General features: G+C 72.1%; 15 protein-coding genes and 1 riboswitch. Of the genes, 1 reads left to right on the forward strand and 14 read right to left on the reverse strand.

Features of this window, described 5'->3' with window-relative positions; translation table 11 throughout:
- Positions 1–12: 12 nt before the first annotated feature.
- The 13 genes from ACZ63J_RS09150 to ACZ63J_RS09210 all read right to left on the reverse strand — a co-directional run bounded on the left by ACZ63J_RS09150 (position 13) and on the right by ACZ63J_RS09210 (position 19603).
- Positions 13–1947, reverse strand: a complete 1935-nt coding sequence (locus tag ACZ63J_RS09150) for a molybdopterin biosynthesis protein (RefSeq protein WP_465398748.1) — start codon at positions 1945–1947, stop codon at positions 13–15.
- Positions 1948–2059: 112 nt separating this feature from the next.
- Positions 2060–3280 carry a molybdopterin molybdotransferase MoeA gene (locus tag ACZ63J_RS09155; RefSeq protein WP_465398749.1) on the reverse strand — a complete coding sequence of 407 codons (1221 nt, stop codon included), beginning with the start codon at positions 3278–3280 and terminating at the stop codon, positions 2060–2062.
- Positions 3277–4965 carry an NAD(P)H-dependent oxidoreductase subunit E gene (locus ACZ63J_RS09160; RefSeq protein ID WP_465398750.1) on the reverse strand — a complete coding sequence of 563 codons (1689 nt, stop codon included), beginning with the start codon at positions 4963–4965 and terminating at the stop codon, positions 3277–3279. Before ACZ63J_RS09160 ends, ACZ63J_RS09155 begins: the two co-directional genes overlap by 4 nt.
- On the reverse strand, positions 4962–7865 hold the full coding sequence (fdhF, locus tag ACZ63J_RS09165) for a formate dehydrogenase subunit alpha (RefSeq protein ID WP_465398751.1): 2904 nt from the start codon (positions 7863–7865) through the stop codon (positions 4962–4964). The genes ACZ63J_RS09160 and fdhF overlap by 4 nt, the downstream gene beginning before the upstream one ends.
- A gap of 30 nt (positions 7866–7895) precedes the next feature.
- Positions 7896–9701: an aldehyde ferredoxin oxidoreductase family protein gene (locus tag ACZ63J_RS09170; RefSeq protein WP_465398752.1), complete on the reverse strand. Its 1806-nt coding sequence runs from the start codon at positions 9699–9701 to the stop codon at positions 7896–7898.
- A gap of 33 nt (positions 9702–9734) precedes the next feature.
- Positions 9735–10583: a molybdenum cofactor guanylyltransferase gene (mobA, locus tag ACZ63J_RS09175; RefSeq protein WP_465398753.1), complete on the reverse strand. Its 849-nt coding sequence runs from the start codon at positions 10581–10583 to the stop codon at positions 9735–9737.
- Between the two features lie 168 nt (positions 10584–10751).
- Positions 10752–11786 carry a peptidase gene (locus tag ACZ63J_RS09180; RefSeq protein ID WP_465398754.1) on the reverse strand — a complete coding sequence of 345 codons (1035 nt, stop codon included), beginning with the start codon at positions 11784–11786 and terminating at the stop codon, positions 10752–10754.
- Complete coding sequence (locus ACZ63J_RS09185) at positions 11783–12640, reverse strand: ECF transporter S component family protein (protein ID WP_465398755.1); 858 nt, start codon at positions 12638–12640, stop codon at positions 11783–11785. The genes ACZ63J_RS09180 and ACZ63J_RS09185 overlap by 4 nt, the downstream gene beginning before the upstream one ends.
- Positions 12637–14229: an ABC transporter ATP-binding protein gene (locus tag ACZ63J_RS09190; protein WP_465398756.1), complete on the reverse strand. Its 1593-nt coding sequence runs from the start codon at positions 14227–14229 to the stop codon at positions 12637–12639. The genes ACZ63J_RS09185 and ACZ63J_RS09190 overlap by 4 nt, the downstream gene beginning before the upstream one ends.
- Positions 14226–15353, reverse strand: a complete 1128-nt coding sequence (locus tag ACZ63J_RS09195; RefSeq protein WP_465398757.1) for an energy-coupling factor transporter transmembrane component T — start codon at positions 15351–15353, stop codon at positions 14226–14228. The genes ACZ63J_RS09190 and ACZ63J_RS09195 overlap by 4 nt, the downstream gene beginning before the upstream one ends.
- On the reverse strand, positions 15353–16300 hold the full coding sequence (locus tag ACZ63J_RS09200) for an ABC transporter substrate-binding protein (protein WP_465398758.1): 948 nt from the start codon (positions 16298–16300) through the stop codon (positions 15353–15355). Before ACZ63J_RS09200 ends, ACZ63J_RS09195 begins: the two co-directional genes overlap by 1 nt.
- Positions 16297–17142, reverse strand: a complete 846-nt coding sequence (locus ACZ63J_RS09205) for a hypothetical protein (RefSeq protein ID WP_465398759.1) — start codon at positions 17140–17142, stop codon at positions 16297–16299. The genes ACZ63J_RS09200 and ACZ63J_RS09205 overlap by 4 nt, the downstream gene beginning before the upstream one ends.
- Before the next feature lie 4 nt (positions 17143–17146).
- Positions 17147–19603 carry a hypothetical protein gene (locus ACZ63J_RS09210; protein WP_465398760.1) on the reverse strand — a complete coding sequence of 819 codons (2457 nt, stop codon included), beginning with the start codon at positions 19601–19603 and terminating at the stop codon, positions 17147–17149.
- Between the two features lie 56 nt (positions 19604–19659).
- A riboswitch (adenosylcobalamin (AdoCbl) riboswitch) is annotated at positions 19660–19804 on the reverse strand.
- Between the two features lie 169 nt (positions 19805–19973).
- Here ACZ63J_RS09210 and ACZ63J_RS09215 point away from each other — a divergent pair.
- Positions 19974–20288 carry a hypothetical protein gene (locus ACZ63J_RS09215; protein ID WP_465398761.1) on the forward strand — a complete coding sequence of 105 codons (315 nt, stop codon included), beginning with the start codon at positions 19974–19976 and terminating at the stop codon, positions 20286–20288.
- A 165-nt stretch (positions 20289–20453) separates the two neighbouring features.
- Here the strand turns inward: ACZ63J_RS09215 and ACZ63J_RS09220 are convergent, their stop codons facing one another.
- On the reverse strand, positions 20454–23210 hold the full coding sequence (locus ACZ63J_RS09220) for a bifunctional YncE family protein/alkaline phosphatase family protein (RefSeq protein WP_465398762.1): 2757 nt from the start codon (positions 23208–23210) through the stop codon (positions 20454–20456).
- Between the last annotated feature and the right edge of the window lies 1 nt (position 23211).

Raw genomic sequence — 23211 nt, forward strand, 5'->3', positions numbered from 1 at the left:
CTTTTATATTTCTTACCTAAAGCCGAGGGGACGGATCCTGCGGCCGGTCTCCGCGCAGGAGTAGCCGCCGAGTTTCTCCACCTCTGTCAAGAAATCCGCGTTCTCAAGCAGCGTCCACAGTGGCCGGAGCTGGGCGCTGTCGAGGTCGCGGGTACGGAGCACGAGGTCGTACGGCTCCTGCGCGACCGGGACGAAGTCCAGCCCGAACGCGCGGGCAGCGGCCAGGATGCCCAGGCCGGTGTCCGCGCGCCCCGCTGCGATCGCCGCGGCGACAGCCAGGTGCGTGTGTTCCTCGCGGGCGTACCCGGGCACCTCGGCCGGGTCGATGCCGCGCTGGGCCAGCTCGTGGTCGAGCAGGACGCGGGTGCCCGCGCCTCGCTGGCGGTTCACGTAGCGCAGCCCCGGCCGGGTGAGGTCGCCGATGCCGGTGAGCCCGAGGGGGTTGCCTGCGGTGACGAGCAGGCCCTGGTCGCGGTGGACGAGCCGGACCACCGCGATGTCGGCGTCCGGACCGAACAACTTGTCCACATAGGACAGCGTGTACTCGCCCGTCGCCGGGTCGAGGAGGTGGGAGCCGGCGATGTGACACAGGCCGTCGCGCAGCGCGACGAGACCGCCGAGCGATCCGACGTTCGACGACGCCAGCGTGATCAGCGGGTCCGTCGCACGCAGTGCGGACGCCGCGAGGTCGAGGACCAGGTCGTGCGAGCCGATCGCGACGATCGTGCGGCCGATGTCGGCGAGCCCGCGCAGCAGCTCGACGCGGACCTCCTCGCCGGCGTGGTGACCTTCGAGCCCGGCCGGGACGACGAGCAGCCCGTCGGCGCGGACCAGCGAGGTCAGCACTCCCGCGCCGCGCGGCAAAGGCGTGGCGACGACCTGGTCGTGCACGCGGCCGAGCCGGACCCGGACCCAGTCGTCCGTGCCGAGCGCGGACGGCAGCTTGCGCGCGAGCCGCGCGGTCGCCGACGGCCGTTCACGAGGAGCCGCGCCTTCGAGCTCGGCCAGCAGCGGCGCGGCGAAGATGTCGAAGGTCAGCGCGGCCGACACGGGATAGCCCGGCACGCCGACGATCGGAGTAGCGCCGACGGTGCCCAGCACCACCGGATGTCCCGGCCGGACGGCGACGCCGTGGACGGCGAGCGAGCCCGTCTCGGCGACGACCCGCGCGGTGTAGTCGTCGCGGCCGGCGCTGGAGCCGGCGATGAGCAGGACGAGGTCCGCGTCGGTGGCCGCGGTGCGCACCATAGCGGCGATCGCGGCCGGGTCGTCGGGGACGATCTCGGTGACGCGGGCCTCGCACCCGGCTTCACGGGCCTGCGCGGCGAGCATGAGCGAATTTGTGTCGAGGATGTCCCCCGGCGCCAGCTCGGCACCGATCGGCCGGATCTCGTCGCCCGTCGGCACGATCGCCACCACCGGCGCCCGGCGGACCGCAAGCGTGGTGGCGCCGGCCGCGGCGCACGCGGCGACGTCGACCGGCCGCAGCCGGTGCCCCTGGGGCAGCAGCAGCTCGGCGGCGCTGATGTCCTCGCCGATCGAGCGGACGTGCTGATACGGCGGCACCCCCGCGCGCAGCTCGGCCGCGCCGCCGGCGGTGTGGTGCACGTGCTCGCGCATGACGACCGCGTCGTAGCCGGGCGGGAGCGGGTCACCGGTGTCGACGACCTCGAAGCAGCCGGGAGCCAGCAGGACCGGCGTGGTCTCGGCCGCCCCGACCGTGTCGGCCGCCCGGACCGCGATGCCGTCCATGCCGGCGGAGTCGAACGCCGGTGACGACCGCGTCGCCCAAACCGGCTCGGCCGTCACCCGCCCGACCGCTCCGCCGACCGGCACCTGCACCGCCTCGACCCGCGCGGGACACCCGGCCACAGCCCGCGCCTCCCGCCACGCGGCGCGGGCCTGCTCGGCAGGGACGTCGGAGACGAACGGGCTCTCGGCCGTCATCGGTACAACACCACCTCGACCCGCGCCGGACACCCGGCCACAGCCCGGGCCTCCCGCCACGCGGCGCGGGCCCGCTCTGCGGGGACGTCGGAGACGAACGGGCTCTCGGCTGTCATCGGTACAACACCACTTCGACGTCCGCGCCGGCGTCCAGGCCGGTCGCGGGCTCCGGGATCACGACGTAACCGTCGGCCCTAACCAGGACCGACAGCAGGGCCGACGGGCCGAACAGCGGCTCGGCGACGCCGTCGCGCACCGTGACCTGCACGATGTCCAGCCGTCCCGTGGCGGACGCCAGGTTGCGCGACAGCCGGGCCCGGGTCGTGGGCAGCGGAGGCGGCGACTCGCACCCAGCCAGCCGCCACAGCAGCGGGACGCCGAGCTGGCCGAACACCACCAGCGCGGACAGCGGGTTGCCGGGCAAGCCGACGAGCGGGATGCCGCCGCAGTCGGCGAGCAGGGTGGGTTTGCCGGGTTTGATGGCGAGTCCGTGGCACCAGACGTCGCCGATCGCGGCGACCGCACCGGCCGTCTCGTCGCGGGCCCCGACCGACGAACCGGCCGACACGACGACGAGGTCGGCGCCGGGCAGGACTTCCGTCAGCCGGTTCTTCAGCGCGCCGGGTTCGTCGCTCACGATGCCCGCGAAGACCGGCTCGCCCCCGGCGTCGGCGACCAGGCCGGCGAGCGCGGACGCGGTGGCGTCGCGGACCTGACCCGCCCGCAGCTTCGCGGTGTCGGGAGGCACGACCTCGTCGCCGGTGGAGATGATCGCGACGCGCGGCCGGGCGTGCACCGCGACGGTGGTGACCCCGGCGGCGGCGAGCAGGCCGAGGTCCGGGGCTCGCAGCGGCCGTCCGGCCGGAACGAGGGCGGCGCCGGCCGCGACGTCCTCGTCGGCGCGCACCATGCCGCCGCCGGGCGCGACCGGGCGGGTGATCTCGACGGTGCCGGGCATCGTCTCCGCGGTGTACTCGACCATCACGACCGCGTCCGCGCCGTCGGGCAGCACCCCGCCCGTGGGCATCGCGACGCAGCCACCGGCCCGGACGGCGACCGTGGGGGCCGCGCCCATCGTCACCGCGCCGAGCAGGTCGAGGTAGCTCGGCAATCCCTCGGACGCGCCGTAGGTGTCGGCGGCTCGCACGGCGTATCCGTCCACTGTGGATCGAGCGAACCCCGGCAACGGTGCAGGGGCAACCACTTCACCGGCGGGCACCCGGTGCAACGCGGCATCCAGGGGGACGTCCTCGATCGGTGTGCGGTGCGCCGGGCGGAACCCGGCAAGGGCCTCGGCGACGGTACGCGCGGTGAAGAACTCCCGTCCGCTCACTGGCGCGGCTGCTCGCGGGCCGCGGCGCCGCCCTTGTCCAGGCCCAGCACCGACACCACCGGCCCCAGCGCGACCTGCCCGAGCCCGCAGATGGACGTCTTGCGCATCGCCTCCTCCAGCTGCAGGATCCGCGCCCGCTGCGCTTCGTCCAATGTGGACGTGCCGGAGTCGAGCACACCGCTGAGCAACGTGTGTGCCTTGGTGGAACCGACCCGGCACGGCACGCACTTGCCGCAGGACTCGTTGCGGAAGAACCGCAGGACGTTCGTCGACGCGGCCAGCAGGTCGGTGCCCTCCGCCAGCACCACCAGCGCGCCCGAGCCGAGCATCGTGCCCGCTTCGGCCAGCGTGCCGAAGTCCAGGGCGAGGTCGAGCTGGTCCGGGCCGATGAAGTTGGACGACGCCCCGCCCGGCTGCACCGCCTCGACCGCCGCGCCGCCGAGGACTCCCCCGGCCTGGTCGATCAGCTCCCGGACGGTGGTCCCCATCGGCACGCAGTAGACCCCGGGGTGCTCGACGTGGCCCGAGACGGCGAAGAACTTCCAGCCGACCGAGTCGCCCTTGCCCTGCTCGCCCCACCAGTCGGCGCCGCGCTGCAGGATCACGGGGACGTCGGCGAACGTCTCGACCGAGTTGATCAGCGTCGGACGCCCGTGCAAGCCGTAGCCGCCGGGGAAGGGCGGCTTGTTGCGCGGCTCCCCGCGGTGGCCCTCCATGCACTCCAGAAGCGCGGTCTCTTCCCCGAGGATGTACCCGCCGGGCGAGACGAACACGTCCAGCTCCAGGCGGCGGCCGCTCCCGCAGGCGTCGGGCCCGATGACGCCGGCCTCCCGCAGCGCGTCGATCTCCGCGCGCAGCACGCGCTCTTCCGGGCCGTATTCGTGCCGGATGAACACCCAGCCCAGCTCGGCGCCGATCACCGCCATGCCCAGCAGCAGCCCCTCCAGCACCAGGTGCGGCTGGTCGGCGAGGATCTGCCGGTCCTTGAACGTGCCGGGCTCGGACTCGTCGGCGTTGCAGATCGCGTACTTGAGGTCGCCTTCGGCGCCGGCGACCAGGCCCCACTTGCGCCCGGTCGGGAACCCGGCGCCGCCCATGCCGCGCAGCCCGGACGCCTCCAGCGTCGCGACGACGTCGTCCGCGGCCAGGTCACCGGCCAGCAGCGCGCGCAGGCTCGCGTACCGCTCCGCTCCCACCGGGTACGGGTCGTTCGGCCACGGCTCGGTGCGGCTCTCCGCCTCCGCCTCCCCCGCACCGGTGTCCCGGGCGGCGGTCACGAGCGCGTCGACGTCGCCGACCGGCGCCGGACGCTCGTTGACGGCGGCTGCGGGGGCGACGTCGCAGCGGCCCAGGCAGGAGACCTCGACCAGCTCGACGTCGGTGTCCTCGCCGTAGCGCTCGCGCAGCTCGGCGATGCGGTCGTCGGCCGAACGCAACCAGCACGAGAGGTCGTGGCAGACGTGCAGCGACACCTTCGCCGGCGGCGTGGTGCGGAAGTGCGGGTAGAACGAGATGAGGCCTTCGATCTCGTACCGAGGCCGCCGCGTTTCGCGCGCCAGCTGCTCCAGTTCCTCCCGCGGCAGCCAGCCGAGGCGGGCCTGGATGGCGTTCAGCTCCGGGATCAGCGACGGTCCGGGGAACTTCCCGGCCCGCGCTTCGACGCCAGGGACACGGCTCAGGGTCATTCCGTGACTCCCAGCGCTTCCACCTGGATCGCGCAGAACTTGAACTCCGGGATCTTGCCGTACGGGTCGATCGCGTCGATCGTCAGCAGGTTCGCCGCCGCCTCCCGGAAGTGGAACGGGATGAAGCAGTTGCCCTGCTGCTCGCGGTGGGAGATGCGCACCTGCAGCTCGATCTCGCCGCGACGCGACCGGACGCGGACCCGTTCGCCGTGCGCGAGCCCGCGGTCGGCGGCGTCCTTGGGGTGCATGTACACCTCGGCGATCGGCGAGATCGTGTCCAGCGCGAACGACCGGCGGGTCATCGAGCCGGTGTGCCAGTGCTCCAGTAGGCGGCCGGTGTTGAGCACCAGCGGGTACTCGGCGTCCGGGAGTTCCTTCGCCGGGAGCCACTGCGCCGGGACGAGGTGCGCGAGGCCGTCGTCGGTGTTGAACCGCTCGTCGAACAGCACCACCGTGCCGTCCGAGTGCTCGGGATCGGCGTTGGGGTAAAGCTTTCCGGACAGGCCGAGGTTGTCGTGGCGCAGGTTCGCGTACGACGGCATGAGCGCGACCATCTCGTCGAAGACCTCGCTCGGGTCCGTGTAGGACCAGTCGAGGCCGATGCGCTGCGCGATGTCCTGGATGATTTCCCAGTCCACCCGCGCCTGGCCGGGCGGGTCCATCACCTTGCGGCCGAGCTGGACCCGGCGGTCGGTGTTGGTGTAGCTGCCGTTCTTCTCCAGGTACGACGACGCCGGCAGGATGACGTCGGCGAACTCGGCGGTCTCGGTGAGGAAGATGTCCTGCACCACCAGGAAGTCCAACGCCGACAACGCTTTGCGGACCTTGTTGATGTTCGGGTCGGACAGGAACGGGTTCTCCCCGAGCATGTACATCCCCCGGACCCCGTCGGGCTTGAGGACCGAGCCGATGATCTCGGTGACCGTCAGGCCGCGGTTCGGATCCAGGGTGGTACCCCAAGCCTCTTCGAACCGCTCGCGGGCCTTTTCCACGCCTTGGTAGTCCGGGTAGAACATCGGGATCAGCCCGGCGTCGGACGCGCCCTGGACGTTGTTCTGCCCGCGCAAGGGGTGCAGGCCGGTGCCGGGGCGGCCGACGTTGCCGGTGATCGAGCACAGCGCGATCAGGCAGCGCGCGTTGTCGGTACCGGTGGTGTGCTGGGAGATGCCCATCCCCCAGTAGATGACCGCCGAACCCGCTTCGCCCCAGACGCGGGCGACTTCGCGGATGAGGTCGGCGTCCACGCCGGTGATCTGGGCCGCGCGCTCGGGCGGGTAGTCCGCGACGGTGCGGGCCAGCTCGTCGTAGTTGGAGACGCGGGCGGCGATGAACTCGCGGTCGATCTTGCCGAGACGGATCACCTCGTGCATGAGCGCGTTGTAGAACGCGACGTCCGTGCCGGGTTTGACCTGGCAGTGGTAGTCGGCGTGTTCGGACACGGTGCTGGCGCGCGGGTCGACGTAGACGATCTTCGTGCCGCGGCGGCGAGCCTGCTTGAAGAACGAACTCGCGACCGGGTGGTTCGCCGTCGGGTTCGAGCCGGTGATGATCACGACGTCGGCGTTGACGACGTCGCTGTAGGTGGTCGACACGGCGCCGGAGCCGACGCCCTCGAACAGCGCCGCGACGGAGGAGGCGTGGCACAGCCGGGTGCAGTGGTCGACGTTGTTGGTGCCGAAGCCGGCGCGGATCAGCTTCTGGAAGAGGTAGGCCTCTTCGTTGGAGCACTTCGCCGAGCCGAACCCGGCGATCGCGCCCGGCCCGCCGGCCGCGTGGATCTCCTTCAGGCGGCGGGCGACGAGGTCCATGGCCTCTTCCCAGGTCGCCTCGCGGAAGTGCGGCAGGACCTCGTCGTAGTCGACGAGGCCGCCGGGCTTGCGCCGGCCGTCGCGGCCGCGCTTGCCGCCGCTGCGGTTCCCGCCGCCTCCTCCGCGTCCGCGGTCGTTGTCGTTGTCACCGCGCACGTCCGCCGACAGCGGCCCCTTCGGGTACGACGAGTCGACGCGGATGAGCGGCACGGTGAGCCGCTGCGGCGAAGCGGCGTAATCCCAGCCGTAGCGGCCTTTCACGCACAGTCTGCTCTTCGAGCCGGGCTGGTCGCGGCCTTCGGCGTAGGCGATCGCGTCCCGTTCGCGGTCCACGTAGTAGGTCAGCGCGCAGCCGACACCGCAGTACGGGCAGACGCTGTCGACCGCGTCGAGCTCCTCGCGCGGCCGGATCGGGATGTTGTTGATCGCCTTGTTGGTCAGGGCGCCGGTCGGGCAGGCCTGGACGCATTCGCCGCACGTGACGCACGAGCTGGCGCCCATCGGGTCGTTGAGGTCGAAGGCGATCGTGGTCGAGTAGCCCTTGCCAGAGCGGCCGATGACGTCGTTGCCCTGGATGTCGTCGCAGGCCCGGACGCAGCGGTCGCAGAGGATGCAGGCGTCGTGGTTCACCTCGATGACCGGGTTCGACGCGTCGTGGCCGCGCCCGGACCCGCACGGCAGGTCGGTGGTCTCGCGGGCGACGTCGAACCGGTCGGCGAGGTCCAGCAGCAGGTTGTCGCCGGTGGTGGTCTGTTTCGGGTCTTCGGCCCGGGGCGGCTGGTCGGAGAGCAGCAGCTCGGTGAGGGTCGCGCGGTTGCGCTCCAGCTCCGGCGTCGCGGTCTTGACCTCCATGCCGTCTTCGCACGGGCGCACGCAGGCCGCGGCGAACACGCGGCCGCCGGTGTCGACCACGCACATCCGGCAGACGCCGACCGGGTCGTAGCGCTCGTCGTGGCACAGCACCGGGATGTCGACGCCTGCCTGTTTCGCCGCGTTGTAGATGGTCGTGCCCTCGGGCACGGTCACCGACCGGCCGTCGATCGAGGCCGTGACGGTCCGGACGGACGTGCGGGACTCTTCGACAGCTGTCATCGTCGACCTCCGTCAGCAACGGTATACCGTCTACAATACATCGATCAGCAGATCCGCCAGGTCTTTCTGGACCACCCTCCCGGACGGATCGAGGCCGCGGGCGGCGTAGTAGCCCGAGACCATCGTGTTCAGCCGCTCGGCCGTCAGCGTCGCCTGACGTCCCGAAGACAGCTCCAACGGCGTCTCGAGCATCCGCGGCGGCAGGGTGTCGTCGGCGGCCGTCGCGCCTTCGCGCAGGTTGAACGCGCGCTTGGCCCGCACGATCCGGCGGGCGGCGGTGTGCAGTTCCTCGGCGTCGATGTCCCAGCCCGTGACGGAGGCCAGGAGCGCGGCCCAGTCGGTGAACGGGTCGGTGAAGACACCGCGCAGGAACTTGCACAGGATCATCGAGTCCATCACGGCGGCGCGGTCCTCGGTGCCGATGGCGGCGGCCACGTGCGCGGCCCCGCCGTCCAGCCGGTCCAGCTCGCCGGACAGATCGGCTTCGTAGGCGCCGGAGCGGTTGTGGTCGGCGCCGCGGGCGTTGACCGCGAGGCCGAGCGCCATCGACTGCAGGGTGCGCGGCTCGTATCCGGGCAGCTCCAGGCCCTTGACCTGCGGCGCGAAGTCGATCGATCCCTGCCCGACGACCGCGGCCGCGCGGCGTGAGCCTTGCGCGAGCAGCTCTCCGAGACCTGGCGTGCGGGCCCCGATGGCGTCCAGGGCGCGCAGGAGCGCCGCGCCGTCGCCGAACCGCAGCCACGGGGCGTCGATGAGGCCGCGCTCGGCGCACTCCATCGCCCAGGCGATGGTGCCGCCGGCGGAGATGGTGTCCAACCCGAGTTCGTCGCACTTGGCGCTGGCCGCGAACACGTCGTCGGGCTCCGAAACCCCGCACAGCGGGCCGAGCGCGAAGACGTTCTCGTACTCGATCCGCTGGCTGCCGCCGCCCTTGCGGGAGTAGATGTGCTCGCAGCCGATGGTGCAGGACGCGCAGCTGTTGCGCGCCACCGTCCGCATCTCGTGCAGCTCCTCCGCGGCGAGCCGGGGCGCGGCTTCGAACGTCGCGGCGGTGAAGTTGCGCGTCGGCAAGGTGTTGACCGCGTTGAACGCCAACAGGTTGGCGAGAGTGCCGAGTTCGCGGTACTTCGCTGTGGCCGGACCGAAGCTGCGCTTACGCAGATCACGAGCGGCAGCGAGCACCGCGGCCTGGTCGGCGACGGCCACCTTGGTCGCCGCGCGCACGAGCACGGCCTTGACGTTCTTGGCGCCGAGCACCGCGCCGAGCCCGCCGCGTCCGGCGTGGCGGCCGTCGTGGCTGACCGTCGCGTACCGCACGCCACGCTCCCCCGCGGGTCCGATCGCCGCGGTGCGCCAGCCCCGACCGTACTGGGCTCGCGCCGTCTTCTCGGCTTGGTCGGCCGACAGACCGGCGAGCTCCGGCGCGGGTTCGAGCCGCGCGCCGTCGCCGTCGATCAGCAGCACTGACAGCTCGTCCGCGCGCCCGCGCAGCACGAGCGCGTCGTGCCCGGTGAGCTTGCCGGCGATGGCGAACTGGCTGGACGCGAGCGCGTCGGTGAGCAGGCCGGTCAACGGCGACTTCGCGACGACGGCGAACTTCGCGCTCGTGGTCAGCGGGGTGCCCACGAGCGAGGAGAACACGAAGGCGAGGGGTGCTTCCGGCGCGAGCGGGTCGACGCCGGGCGGGGCGAGGCGGTGCATCAGCCAGGTGCCGAGCCCGACTCCGCCGAGGTAGGCGCGCAGGACGCGGTCGTCGAGCTCGAGGGGCGTCCAGGTCGCGGCCCGTCCGCTGATCTCGACGATCAGCGCCCGACCGAAGAAGCCACCTGGCGCCATGACCTCGACTGTAAGCGCTATGTCCAGGCTTGGTCAGCCGCCGGCGTCGGCCGACAGGAACGCCACGGCGTCGCCGGCGACCAGCGGGAGCAGCGGGTCTCGGGTCACCTGGTCGCCGTTGAGCGCGGCCACGATGTGCCGGTCGAGGGTGAGTTCGGCCGCTTCGGCGGCTGCGCCGAGCGTCGCCGCGGGGACCTGGCGGGGGCGATGGCCGTCGCCGCGGGCCAGGGAGCCGAAGCATTCAATGGTGACCTCGGCCGGTGGCCTGGCCCGGGCCGCCGCGTAGTCCTCGGGGGTGTTGACGTTCACGACGGATTCGAGGGTCGGGTCGTCGCGTTTGAGGGCGCTGTCGTCGAGGAGCTGGTCCTCTTCGAGCTTCGCCACGTTGCAGTGCTTGGCCAGCATGCCGGGACGCAGATCGCCTTCGGTCACCAGTTTCGCGATCAGCCCGGCCAGCTCGGTGCGGTAGCCCGCGGCGAGGGGCTGCCGGAACCCGCGAGCGACCGGCAGGAGCATGTCGGCGCCGGTGTCGGCCAGCCCGCGCAGCACGCGGCGGACGAACGCCGGGTGCAGGAACGGCATGTCCACCGAGCACGCGAACGCGACCGGCGCCTCTTGCGCAACGGCCGCGAATCCGGCCGCGAGGCCCTGCATCGGCCCGAGGCCCTCCACCGGATCGGTCACGACGCGCACGCCGCGCGGAAGGGCGGGCAGCTCCTGCCCGGGCGCGGCGACGACGACCACGGGGCCGTCGAGCGTCCGGGTCAGCAGGGCGGTGGTGCGGTAGAGCAGCGTCGAGCCGTGCCATTCGAGGTCGGCCTTGGCTTGTCCCATGCGGGTGGAGCGCCCACCCGCGAGAACAACACCGGCCGCGGTCTGCATGCCGACGATGCTATCCGCGCGCCGGCTCAAGTGCTCGGGCGTGGCTCGTCGTCTCGAAATCGGTCTTCAGCTCGCCCGCCGGCACGCGCTCCGCCGGCGATCTGACCGGCAGTGACGTCGGTCCGCGGGTTGCCGGAACGCTCTGCGTCCAGGCAACCCGCACTGACGTCACGGGCAGGTGAGGACCGGCTCCGCGGCCGACGAGCCGGCCGAGGTGAGCTGCGCAAGGCCGCGGCCGCCGAGACCGAGGACCGCCTGTGTCGTGGCGCGCACGACGGTGTCGGCGTTGTACCCGGTGGCGTCGTAGGCGACCGCACCGCGGTTCGCCGGGACACCCGCGCAGCCGACCTGCAGACCGGCGATGAACGTCTTGGCCTTCTGGGCCGCCGCGAGCCGCAGGCCGGCGCGGAACGCCTGGCCGGCCAGGCCGGTCGTGTTGGCGTTCGGCGCGACCGCGAGGTCACCGGAACCCACCGAAATCCCGCCGCCCGCCTGCTGCTTGCTCGCCAGCCAAGCCAAGCCCTGCTGGGACTTGGCGATCCGGCCGGTCGCCTGCAGTGCCTGGGCGACCATCGCCGTCGAGTCCGTGTCGCTCACGCACGGCGTCGCGCCGAAGTCGAGCGGGAAGCCGCCGTCGGCGCACTGTGTGCCGGCCAGGAAGTCCGCCGCTGACGTGGGCGCGTGGCCTGGGGTCCGGTCGAGCGCGATGATCGCCAGGGACTGGGAGAACGCGTTGCTGAAGTCGCCGAACTGCGACCTGTCGGAGAACCGCCCGGACGGGGTGAGCAGCGCTCGCAGGCGCGTCGGCAGGTCGGTGCCTCCGAACGACGCCGGGTTCAGGCCCCGCACCTCGGCGGCCAGTGCGGCCTTGGCGGTGGCGCCCGCGTAGGACTCGGTGACGCCGTCGCCGATGTAGCCGGCGAGGTTCGTGGCCACGTAGGTGGTCGCGCGGCCGGCGGCCGTGTTCGCCACGCCGGCCGACGCGAAGGCGAGAATGCCGTCGATCGTCAGGCCGGTGTCCGGATAAGCCACGCCGCCGAAGACGGTGACGAGGTGGTCGCCGTCGACCAGCTGTCTGGCGAGCCAGCCGGCGGCGACGTCGGCGCTCTGCTTGACCGGAGTGGTCGCGGACGCCGGTGCCGGGACGACGAGCGCGGCGGCGGTGACCGTGGCCAGCACGGCCGTGAGGTGGCGCAGTTTCACAGTTTCTGCCTTTCCGTCGGAATCTCGGCGAAGCTCGGTGCGACGCCGTAGGACGCTTTGCGCGACGCCCGGCGCAGCGTGGCGAGCACCGCCGGGCCGAGCACGAGGATCGCCGCGGTGTTGGTGATCGCGCGGCCGGCGTCCCAGCCCGCGGTCGAGGTCAGCAGGGTGAAGACGGCGAAACGATGGAGGTTCTCCCCCACCGGATCCCCGGGCACGTAGGAGATGTGGCCGTGGTAGTACGGGACTTCGGCGCCGGTGATGAACGGCCAGAACCACAGGTTCATCAGGAACCCGAACAGGTACGCCACGACGATCCCGTAGCCGACGAGCATCGCGATCTCGGCCTTGCCGGTCACCCGACGCGGCAGCAGGCCCGCGCCCATGCCGATCCACGCCGAGCACAGCATCTGGAACGGCAGCCACGGCCCGACCCCGGCGGTCAGCAACGCCGAAGCGAACAACGACGTGCAGCCGAGCACGAACCCGAACCCGGCGCCGAAGACGCGGCCGGCCAGCACCAGCACGAAGAACACGGTCTCGATCCCGGCGGTGCCCGCGCCGAGCGGTCGCAGGGCCGCATTGACCGCCGACAGCACCCCGAGCATCGCGAGGGCTTTGGCGTCCATGCCGCCTTCGGACAGCTCGGCGAGCACGATGACGATCAGGATCGGCAGGATGCCGAAGAAGATGAACGGCGCGTCCGGCCCGTGCTGCATGCTCTGCGGCTCGACGCGGACCAGCAGCGGCCAGACGAACATCATCAGCCCGGCCAGCGACGCCAGCCCGAGCACCACGGCCGACCGCGGACCCACGCGCACCGCCTGGTCGGCGCGTCCCCAGTGGCGGATCACGAGACCGCCGCTTCCACCTCGGCGACGGTCAGCCAGCCGTCGCCGAGGATCTTGGCCACCTGCGTCGCGAACGCCGGGGAGCCGCCGAGCACCTCGGCGGTGCCGCCGTCGGTGACGATCTCGCCCTCGGCCATGACCACGACCCGGTCGGCGACCGTCGCGACGAACTCGACGTCATGCGTGGCCACGACCACCGCGCGCCCCTCGGCGGCCAGTCCGGCGATCATCGCCGCCAAGGCCGCCTTGGCCGGGTAGTCGAGGCCGCGGGTCGGCTCGTCGAGCAGCATGATCGACGGTGACGCGGACAGCTGCACCGCCAGCACCAGCGACAGCCGCTGCCCCTCCGAGAGGTCACGCGGATGCCGCGCCGGGTCGATGCCGGGCGCCAGCCGGTCGAGCAGCCCCCGGCAGGCGCCCGGCTCGGCTCCCGATTCGGCGTCGGCCGCGGCGCACTCGGCGGCCACGGACTCGAGGTAGAGCAGGTCGCTCGCGGTCTGCGGGACGAGCCCGACAACCTTGCGCGCCTTCGCGCTCGGCAGCTCCCCCGGGTCGGCGCCGCCCGCGCGGACCTTGCCGCCCTGGCGCGGGCCGGAGCCCTGCAGGGCCCACAGCAGCGACGACTTCCCGGAGCCGTTGCGGCCCATCATCGCGACGACCCGGCCGGGATAGAGGGCGAGGTCGAGCCCGCGCACCGCGACCACCGGCCCGTACCGCACGACGACCCCCGACGCCGTCAACACCGGTTCCGCCGGTTCGGGAGGCCTCGGGTCAGGGCGCACGCCGAGGCGGGCACGCAACGGCCGGGCGACCCGCCGGGCGTCGCGCACCGACATCGGCAGCGGCTCCCACCCGGCGAGGCGGCCGAGCCGGACGATCGGCGGCGCGATCGGCGTGGTGCGCAGGATCTCCGGCGGGGTTCCGTCGACGACGCTGCCGTCGCCGGGAACGTAGAGCATCCGGTCGGCGAACGGGATCACCCGTTCCATCCGGTGTTCGGCCAGCACGACCGTGGTGCCGAGGTCCTGCACGAGCCGGGCCAGCGTCGCGAGGACCTCCTCCGCCGCGATCGGGTCGAGCGCCGAGGTCGGCTCGTCGAGCACGAGGACCTTCGGGTGCATGGTCAGCACCGATCCGACGGCGACGCGCTGCTGTTGCCCGCCCGAGAGTGTCCTCAGTGGACGGCGGCGCAGCTCGGCGATGCCCAGCAGGTCCAGGGTTTCCTCGACGCGGCGGCGCATCACCTGCGGCGCCAGGCCGAGCTGTTCCATCCCGTACGCCAGTTCGTCCTCGACGACGTCGGTCACGAACCCCGCCAAAGGATCCTGCCCGACCACGCCGACGAGGTGCGCGAACTCCCGTGGCGGCCGCTCCCGCGTGGTGACACCCTCGACCGACACCGTGCCTTCGAGGTGGCCGCCGGTGAAGTGCGGCACCAGGCCGTTGAACGTCCCGAGCAGCGTCGACTTCCCCGACCCGGTCCGGCCCGCCACGAGCACCAGCTCTCCCTCCCCGATCGACAGCGTGACGTCGGCGAGGACCGGTTCCGGTTGCCCGTGGTACCAGAAGGAAACGCGGTCCAGCTCGATCATGCGGGAACTTTCTCGGGTTCGGGCACCGCTTCGGCTTCGAACGGCAGTGCGGGCGGCGGGGTGAAGAAGGCAGGCAGCACCCCGACGAGCACACCCGCGAGCGGCAGCCAGGACAACAGGGGCCAGGACAAGGCGCTCAGCGACGGGTTGAGGTTCGTCGGGTCCACACTGGACGTCGCGAACAGGACCGCGGCCACGCCGATCCCGCTCAGCGCGGTGACGAACTCGGCCGGGTGCCAGCGATCGGGCCGGTAGCGGCTGCGCCGGACGCGGGTCCCGGCGGTCCGGAACCCGATCAGGCCGAGAACCAGTCCCACCACGAGGAACGGCGTCGCGAGGAACCGGGGGGTCGAGCCGTCGAGGGTCGCGTAGACGCCGACGCAGACGCCGATCAGCCCGGTGATCATCAACGTCCCGGTGAGCAGGCGGGCGCGGGCCTTCACGACTCCGGCCCGGCCGTAGCCGCGGGAGTCCATTGAGGACGCGAGCTGCAACGACCGGTCCAGCGCGTCTTCCAGTACCGGGATGATCACCGCGTGCAGGGCGCGGAACCGCCGTCCCCGGGCGCCACCGCGCAGCTTCCGGGCGCGGTGGACGCGTTGGACGCTCTCGGCCAGCTGCGGGAACACCGACAGCGCGACGATCACCGCGGTCCCGATCTCGTACAGCGCCGGCGGCATGGCCTTGAGCAGCCGTTTCGGGTTCGCCAGCGCGTTCGCCGCGCCGAGACAGAGCACCATGGTCGCCAGCCGCAGGCCGTCGTAGAGCCCGCCGAGCACCGACTCGGCGGAGACGTCGCCGAGCAGCCGGATGCCCGCCGCCCACGCGGGCAGCGGGATTTCCGGCAGGTGCAGGATGATCGTCGCGCCCTCGGCGCCGCCGAAGACGATCCGGAAGAACACCCGGACCCCGACGATGACCGCGGCGAGGTAGGCGTACATCCGGAACGCCATCGCCCACGGCGCGTCCGCCCGCCGCGCGATGACGACATAGCAGAGCACCGCGCAGATCGTCAGCAGCAGCCACGGGTTCGTCGTCCGGCCGGCCGCGACGGCCAGCCCGAGCGCCCACACCCACCACGCCCCCGGGTGCAGGTCGCGGGGCAGGAAGTACGTCCCGGCCATCACCCTTCCCGCGCCCGCTTGCGACGGCGCGCGGTGAACCACGCGGCGGCGACCAGCAGCACGACCGCTCCCCCGGCCACCCAGGGTGCGTAGTCACTCGCCCCGGCCTGGTCCCTGATCGCCTGGTCGACGTCGGGAGCCTGCTCCCCGCCGGTGAACACGACGTTCTTCGCCGGATCCGGAGCCCCCTGCGCGCCACCACCGGGCCGCGGCTTGGGCGGCGGCAACGCACGGCTGCTCGCCGGATCCGCGTCCGGTGCACCCGATGTCGCCTGCGGTCCCGCGGACGGTGCTCCCTGCCCGGCAGCCGTGCCCCCGGTCTTGCCGTTGGCGGCACCGCCCGGCTGCTGCTTTTCGTTGACGTCGTTCGAGCTCGGTGCGGGCTCGGCGGCGGTAGTGCAGCCCTCGCCGCCGGTGCCGGGCCGGACCGGGGCGATCCTCGGGACCGGGTTGCTGTCGGCCGTGGCGTTGAGCGAGAACGACCAGCCTTCGAACCCGCTCGGGGTGAAGTCGCGGTTCTTCACGCCCCACTGGCTGTACTCCCAGGCGCAGTTGTTCCCGGCGTGCCAGTACGACCAGTAGCCCGCGGCCGGCGGGGTGTCCACACAGGTCTCTTGGTAGTGCTCGTTGCCCTTGACCGGGATCTCTTCGACCGCGGACGGCCGGTTCTCGATCCGGCAGATGAACGCCTCACCCCAGCGCTGGACGCCGGCGATCTGGAACCCGGCGTTCTTCAGTGCGTCCAGGCCGGTGCCGCGGCCGGTCTGCGGGTCGCAGCGCACGATCGTCGTGCCGCCGAGCTGCTGGAAGTCGATCACGACGGTGACACCGGCGCCGCCCGCGCAGAAGCCGGGTTTGCCCTTGCTCTGGTCGATCGCGTGCGCGGGGCCCGCGGTGAGCGCGGCCGTCAGCACCGCGACGGCCGCGCCCGCGAGAATCCGCCTCATTGCACCGTCAAGGTCGCGGTCGAGTACACGGTGCCGCCGGTGCCGGTCGCCTTGATCGTGTACGTGTAGGTGCCCTTGGCCGTCGGCGTGATCGTCTTCGACCCACCGGGCACGGCCAGCGAACCCGACCAGGCGCCGCCGCCGGTGGCCGGGGCGACCGACTGCGCGGTGAGCGTCGTGGAGTTGGTCGACGTCCAGGTCAGGGCGGTGCTCTGGCCGAGGGTGATCTTGCGGTCCAGGTCGTCGATCGACAGGCCGACCGTCGGGTTGGTGGCGTTGACCGCCGGGTTGCGCGGGCTCACCCGCGGCACCGGGTTCGTGCTGGCACTGCGGTTCAGGGAGAACGACCAGCCTTCGAAGCCGCCGGGGACGACGTTGCGGTTGAGGGCGCCGTAGCTGCTGTAGGTCCAGGTGGTGTCCGCGCCGGTGGCGTTCCAGTACGACCAGTACGCGCCCGCGGGCGGGGTGCGCACGCAGGCTTCCTTGTAGGTCGGGTTGCCCGAGACCGGGATCGGCTCGGTCGCCGACGGCCGTCCCTCCAGCCGGCACACGAATCCCAGGCCCCACTGCGCGACGCCGGCGACGGCGATTCCGGCGTCCTGCAGGGCCTGGATGCCGGTGCGGTCGGTGCCCGGGGTGGCGTTCGGCGAGCAGCGGGTCATCGTCGCCCCGCCCAGCTCCTGGAAGTCGATGACGACGGTGACGCCGGTGAGGGCGTCGTTGCCGGTGCAGATGCCGTTGTAGCCCTTCGTCGGATCGACGGCCGACGCGGGCGTCGCCGCGGTGATGACGAGTCCGGCCATGACGGCGAGCCCGGCCAGTAGTGCGGGAAGGCGTCTCATGGTGTTACCCCCTGGTGCGTGATGTGCGGTTGACGAGGTGGCGCAGGCCCATGGCCAGCGCGAAGACGAGGACGAGCGCGGCGCCGGAAAAGCGGGTCACCAGCCAGAACGTGCTCGTGGCCGCTTGCGCGATGGCGGGACCGTGCCCGGCGGCGAGCGGCCGGTCGGTCAGCGGCAGCCGCGCGGCGGTGACGAGCGGCGAGCCCTCGGCATCGAGCCAGGTCCGGCCGGCGATCCCGGGCGCCGCCGCGATGCTCGCGCTCGGGTCGCCCGGCCCGCCCGGCGCCTTCGGGAGCCCGCCGTCGGCCGGCACCAGGGCGCCGAGCGCCTGCGCGGCCTTGCTCGCGTCGAGCCCGGCCGCCTGGCGGCCCCCCGCGACGACGGCGGTGAGCGTGGCGTCCGGCTGCCCGTCGGCGCCGGTGACCGTGCCGTCCGCGCCGGTGCGCGCGGTCAAGGCCGCGGCGGCGGATTCGAGCGCACGCCGGTGTCCGGGTGTCCAGGCGGGCAGTGCGCCGGTGCGGGGCCTGGCGTTCAACGCCTGGATCGCGACGGCGGTCGCGGCCAGGTCCCCGGTGGCGCACGGCTTCCCGGTGAACGCGGCCGGGAAGAGCCCGTCCGCGCATTGCTGGGTGATCAGAACGCCGATGGCCGCGGTCGGATCCGCCGCCGCGGTGGTCGCCAAGGTCGCCCACGCGTGCCGCTGCAGGGAGCGTGTCCCGTCGGCGAACTCGCCGGTGTCGGTGAACTCGCCGGACGGGGTGCGCACCGCGTCGAGGTCGTGCGTCAGCTGCGCGGTGACCGGCCCGCCGGGCTCGAGGAACCGCGCGATGATCTGCAGCTTTGCCAAGGGTTCGGCGTAGGAAGCCGCGCCGGGCTCGTAGGGCGCGCCGTGGGCGTAGGCCTTGATCGACTCCGGGTTCAGCAGGAACCGCGAGGCGCGGGCCACGGCGTCCGGCTGCTGCCCCAGGGTGCGCAGGGCGAGCACCAGATCGGCGGTGAGGTCGTAGTCGACGAACGTCTTGCCGTCCTGGGTGACCTCGACGTGATCGCCGTCCACCAGCCGCCCGGCGAGGTAACCACCGAGCCGGTCGGCCGGCGTGGGTCCGGCGCCCTGCGCCGGTGCGTCGGCGGGCGCGATCACGGTGCCGGGTGGTGAACCGGGCCGGGCCGCGGGGGTGCCGGCCTTCTTGCTGACCGGCGGGGTCACGGCAGGACTGCCCGTCACCGGCGGCTTTTCGGCGGGCGGGAGGCAACCGGGGTCGGGCTGCTTCGCGACGGGGGCGTGTCCCAGGGTGAGGTCGTGGAACCCGACCCGGGACAGGCCGAGCGCGGCCTGGGCGCTCGCGCGGATCCAGGTGTCCAGGCCGCCGATCCCGGTGGTGCGGGCGGTCCGGTATTCGGCTGGGGTGTAGGCGATGGCGCCGAGCTGGCCGGCCAGCCGGTTTCCCGAGTCGGCCGCGGTCACCTGCGCGGACTCGAGGAAAGCCGTCCCCGACGTCATCGCGGCGTCCACGCATCCCGCGTCGGTGAGCGCCTGCACGATCAGGCCGGTGCTGTTGGTGTTGGGCGCTTCGGTGCCGACGCCGCCGCCCCAGCCGCCGCCCGCGGTCTGGTGCGCCTTCAACCACCGCACGGTCTTCGTGATGGGCGCGTCGAGGTTCGCCGCGCCGGCGTCGCGGGCGGCGAGCATCGCCGAAAGGGCGAGCCCGGTGGTGTCGCCGTCCGGCGGCGCCTGGTCGAACGGCTTGCCCTCGTCGCAGGTCGAGATCCGGTGGCCGTCCGGGGTCACCTGGTCGCCGGTCTCGGTGGTGGGGATCAGGCCGAAGAAGATCCGGAAGTAGCCCTCCGAGCACTGCTGCTTCAGCATCGTGTCGAGGGCGAGCCGGTCGGTCAGGCCGGCGCCGGCCAGCCCGATCACGGCCAGGGCCTGGCCGAACATGTTGGCGTTGTTGCTGACGAAGTCCTTGAAGTCGGGGTTCTTCGAGTAGTCGCTGACTCGGCCCCTGTCGACGCCCGAGCGCGCGATCGTCCCGAGGGTTTCGGCGACCATGTCGTGGCCGCCGAAGGATCGCGGGTCCCGCCCGGCGACTTCCGCGGCGACCAGCACTTTCGCGGCCGCGCCGCCGGTGATGATCGCGTCGTAGCCCTGGCCCGGGACGAGGCCGTCCCAGGTGTAGTAGTCGGTGGCGTGGTGGTCGAGGTACTCGACGATCGGCGCGGCGAGGGCGCCGTCCCCGGAGGCGTACATCGCGAACAGGGTGTCGATCATCAGGCCGTGGTCGGGCAGGTCGCCGCCGAGCGGGTTCTGCAAGGTCCCGTCGGGCGAAAGCTGCGCGGCGAGCCACCGCGACGTGGGCTTCGAAGCGAGGTCACCGGCGAACGCCGGGGTCAGCGAGCCCACGGCGAACACGACGATGGCGGACGCCAAGGCCACGACGGGCCTGAACCGCTTGCCGGCCACCTGATCTCCCTCTCCCGGACGCCGGCGCGCACACGAGAGAGACCGGCCCCAAGACCGGGCGTCACTCACTGTTTACGCGACAGCGGTTCGACAACACCTGCTCGAGGAGGTAACCCGACTCGTCACCTACGGTGACCTACGGTTGCGCGACAGCGCCGGACTTCGACCGGCTTCCCCTGCCACGAGCAGAAATCATGAAGTTGGACTGGTCAAAACGAATGGACAGTAACACCCGGTCAGCCGGACGGGAACGGCAAATCTCACGTCGGCTTGACTTCTGGGGTGTCGTCAGGGGTCGCTGATCCGTTTCGGTGATCCGGCCCACAGGACACCGCCCAACGCGAGATCATCGCCATTCGGAGGTGGGTGCGTGCGCCGGTGGCTGTGGATGTCGCTCGCGGTGTCGGGCGTGGTTGTCATGGCAGCGGCGGGCCTGGTGTGGTGGTCGGCTGAGCGCGCGCTGGGTGCGGTGCCGGAAGTCGTGACCTCGTCCCGTGGCGGACTGTCCTGGTGCGCGTACGAGCATGTAGGGCAGCTCAGCTGTGATCCGCCGCAGCTGACCGTTGGCACGGTGGTCGCAGTCGTGGCGCTGGGCGTGCTGGGCGTGGCGCTGCTCGCGGTTGGAGCGACGGCTCTACTGCGACGACGAGAGCGATCGCCGCGCGGCCAGACGGACCACAGCTGAACGAGCCGACGTTCGACGCCGGTTGCGAAACTGCCTTCGCCAAGTTCGGCGATGTCGCGCTGGTTGCCGACGCAGCTCCTGGTGGCGGCCGCTCACCGCGTTGCTCACCCGGCGCCGACGGGACCTGCCGCGGCTCGCGCCGGGCAGGTCCCGTGCCTGTTCGCCTCAGCCGTCGGACTCCGCGGACGGCAGGTAGGCGCCCGGCACCCGGTCGGGGGCGACCACCTGGTTCTCCCCCGGGTAGGGCTGCTGCCAGCCGTGCGTCTGGTACCACGTGAAGTGGTTCATCTGCGCGGGGGTGGCGTAGTCGGCGACCGCGTTCGGGCCGGTCAGCCGCTGGTGGGTCGTCCACTCCTGCCACTGCGCCGCCACCTGCCGCTTGTCCGCCGGCACCGCCGACGACGGCACCGGCGCGGCCGCCGGGTCCGGTGGTGCGGGGGTGTCCGCGCCGCAGGACGGCTGGGTCGCCAGGCCGTCCGTCAGCGAGGTGCGGTTCGGCAACGCGACGAACGGCGTGTAGTCCGGCTTCTGCGTGAACGCCGCGCCCATCGGCGTCGCCGCGCTGTCCTTCTGGTTCATCGGCTTGACCCCGAGGATCTGCTCGATCGTCCGGATCATCGTGATCTGCGAGTAGTAGTGGCTGTCGACAACGCCGTGCTGGGCGTACGGGCTGATGATCTGCACCGGCGCCCGGTGGCCGTCGACGTGGTCGAGCCCGGCCTGGGAGTCGTCCTCGACGACGAAGATCGCCGAGTCCTTCCAGTACCGGCTGTGCGAGATCGTGTCGACGATCTTGCCGACCGCGAGGTCGTTGTCGGCGACCTGGGCGGCCGCGTTCGGCGGGCCGCCGGTGTGGTCGCTCGAGAGCCAGAACATGTTCAGGTTGGCCGGCCCGTTCTTCTCGAAGTCGTCCTTCCAGATCTGGTACCGGTAGACGTCCGGCACCGCGGTGTCGAACTTCGGGAACGCCGGCACCGAGACGTTGTTCAGCGACGGGATCGGGGACGACGACACCAGCGGGTAGGCACTGGGCTGCCCGGTCGCCGCCATGTTCTTCGAGTCGCAGTACAGGTTCTGCCAGCTCGCCCCGGCGGGCTTGGTCAGGAACTGCTGGAACTCGCCGAAGTCCCGCACCGACTTCCCGGCCGCCTGCGCGCCGGTCCAGAGGAACCCGGAGCTCTGGTGGCCGAGCGCGTCGTCCTCGGTGTCGTAGCTGCGCAGGTACTCCCCCGCCGACGACTCGGTGTACTCCGGGTTGTCCGCCTGCATCAGCCAGTTGTGGCCCTCGGCGGAGTTCGTGCCGATGTCGTAGGTGTTGTCGTACAACCCGAACTGCCGTTCCAGCGCGTGCTGGTTCGGCGTCACGTTTTCGCCGAACTGGGTCACGGACGGGTCGCCGTTGCCGCGCGCGTCGTCCCCGAAGACCTGGTCGTAGGTCCGGTTCTCCTTGACCAGCAGAAAAACGTGCTTGATCGTCGACGGGTCGCCGAGCCGCTGCGGCACCGGAACCGGCTTCCGGTGGCCGTTGTCGTGGGCCACCTGAACGGAATTGTCCGTCCAGCCGTTCTGCCTGAAGACCTGGCCGGTGTACCCGCGGATCGCACGGTCGTCCGGCAGCCGGAACCGCTGCACGCTCGAGGTCGTGTCGTGGGTGCCGTGCCCGGCCGCCGTGGTGGGACGGCGGGCGTCGATACCGCGGGTGTTGGAGACCACGACGTCCTTGCCGACCGTGGTGATCGCCGTCGGGAAGTAGTCCGTCGGCAGCAGGCCGACGTAGCTCACCGGCTCCTGCGGCCGCTGGTAGCGGTAGACGGCGACCGCGTTGGCGCGGCCGAGCGTCACCAGCAGGTGCCCGTCGCCGGTGAGGGTGACGCCGTCCGGCTCGTAGCCGACCGAAGCCTGCGGCCACGGCTGGGTCGCGATGGTCTGGACGACCTTGTCACGGCCGGTGTCGATGACCGAAACCGTGTTGCTCGCGGTGTTCGTCACGAACAACGCGCCCTTGGCGAAGTACACCGCGGTCGGGTGCAGGCCGACGTCGATGCTCTTCGGCGCGGCGGCCGCGTTCGCCAGGTCGATGACGCTGACCGTGCCGCTCGTCGTCGCACCGGTGAACCCGCTGGCCGGCACCTGGGTGTTGTACGAGTTCAGCGTCGGCTCGCCGGGCCGCGCCGGGCGCCCGCCTTCGTTGCTCACGTACAGCTTGGTCCCGGCGCGGACCAGGTCACGCGGCGCGTTGCCGACGGCCCAGCTCTGCTTGATCGCGCCGGTCGCCGCGTCGAGGGCGACGACGCGGTTCTGGCCGTTGACCGCGGAGTACACAGTGGACCCGTCGGGCGAGAACACCGCCTGCGCGACCAAGGCGTGCTTCGGTCCGTCCGCCGGGATCTTCACCGACGTCGGGGCGGCGACCGTGCCGTCCGGGTTGACCGTGAACCGGGTGTAGCCGTCGGTCTGCGCCAGCCACAGGCTCTTGCCGTCCGGGGAGTACGACGGCCCTTCCTGGCCGACGTCGTTGCCGGGGATGCGCAGGTTCGCCGTCGCGGAGTTGCCGACGAGCTGCTGCACCTGCCAGCTCTTGAGGTCGACGATGGTGAGCGCGATCCCGCCGTCGGTGGTCAGCGCGGCGAGGTGGGCGCCGTCGGGGCTGACCGACGACGCCATGATCTTGCCGTTGTTCACGACCAGCCGGTCGCCGATCGGCTTGAGGTACTGGTCGGCGGAGACGACCTGGCCGTTTTCGGTGACCTGGCCGACCTGGTCCGTGCCGAACTGCTGCGTCGACGCGACCCCGGCGCCGGTGCTGGTGGCGACGAGCACGAGCGTGGCGGAACCGGCTGTCGCGTAGCGGAAACGGTGACCATTGAGGTGACCGAGAAGGCCCGCCTTCCCGACACGCCGCCTGCGGCGTGTTACCTGCATC

Source organism: Amycolatopsis sp. NPDC104863 (assembly GCF_055582965.1).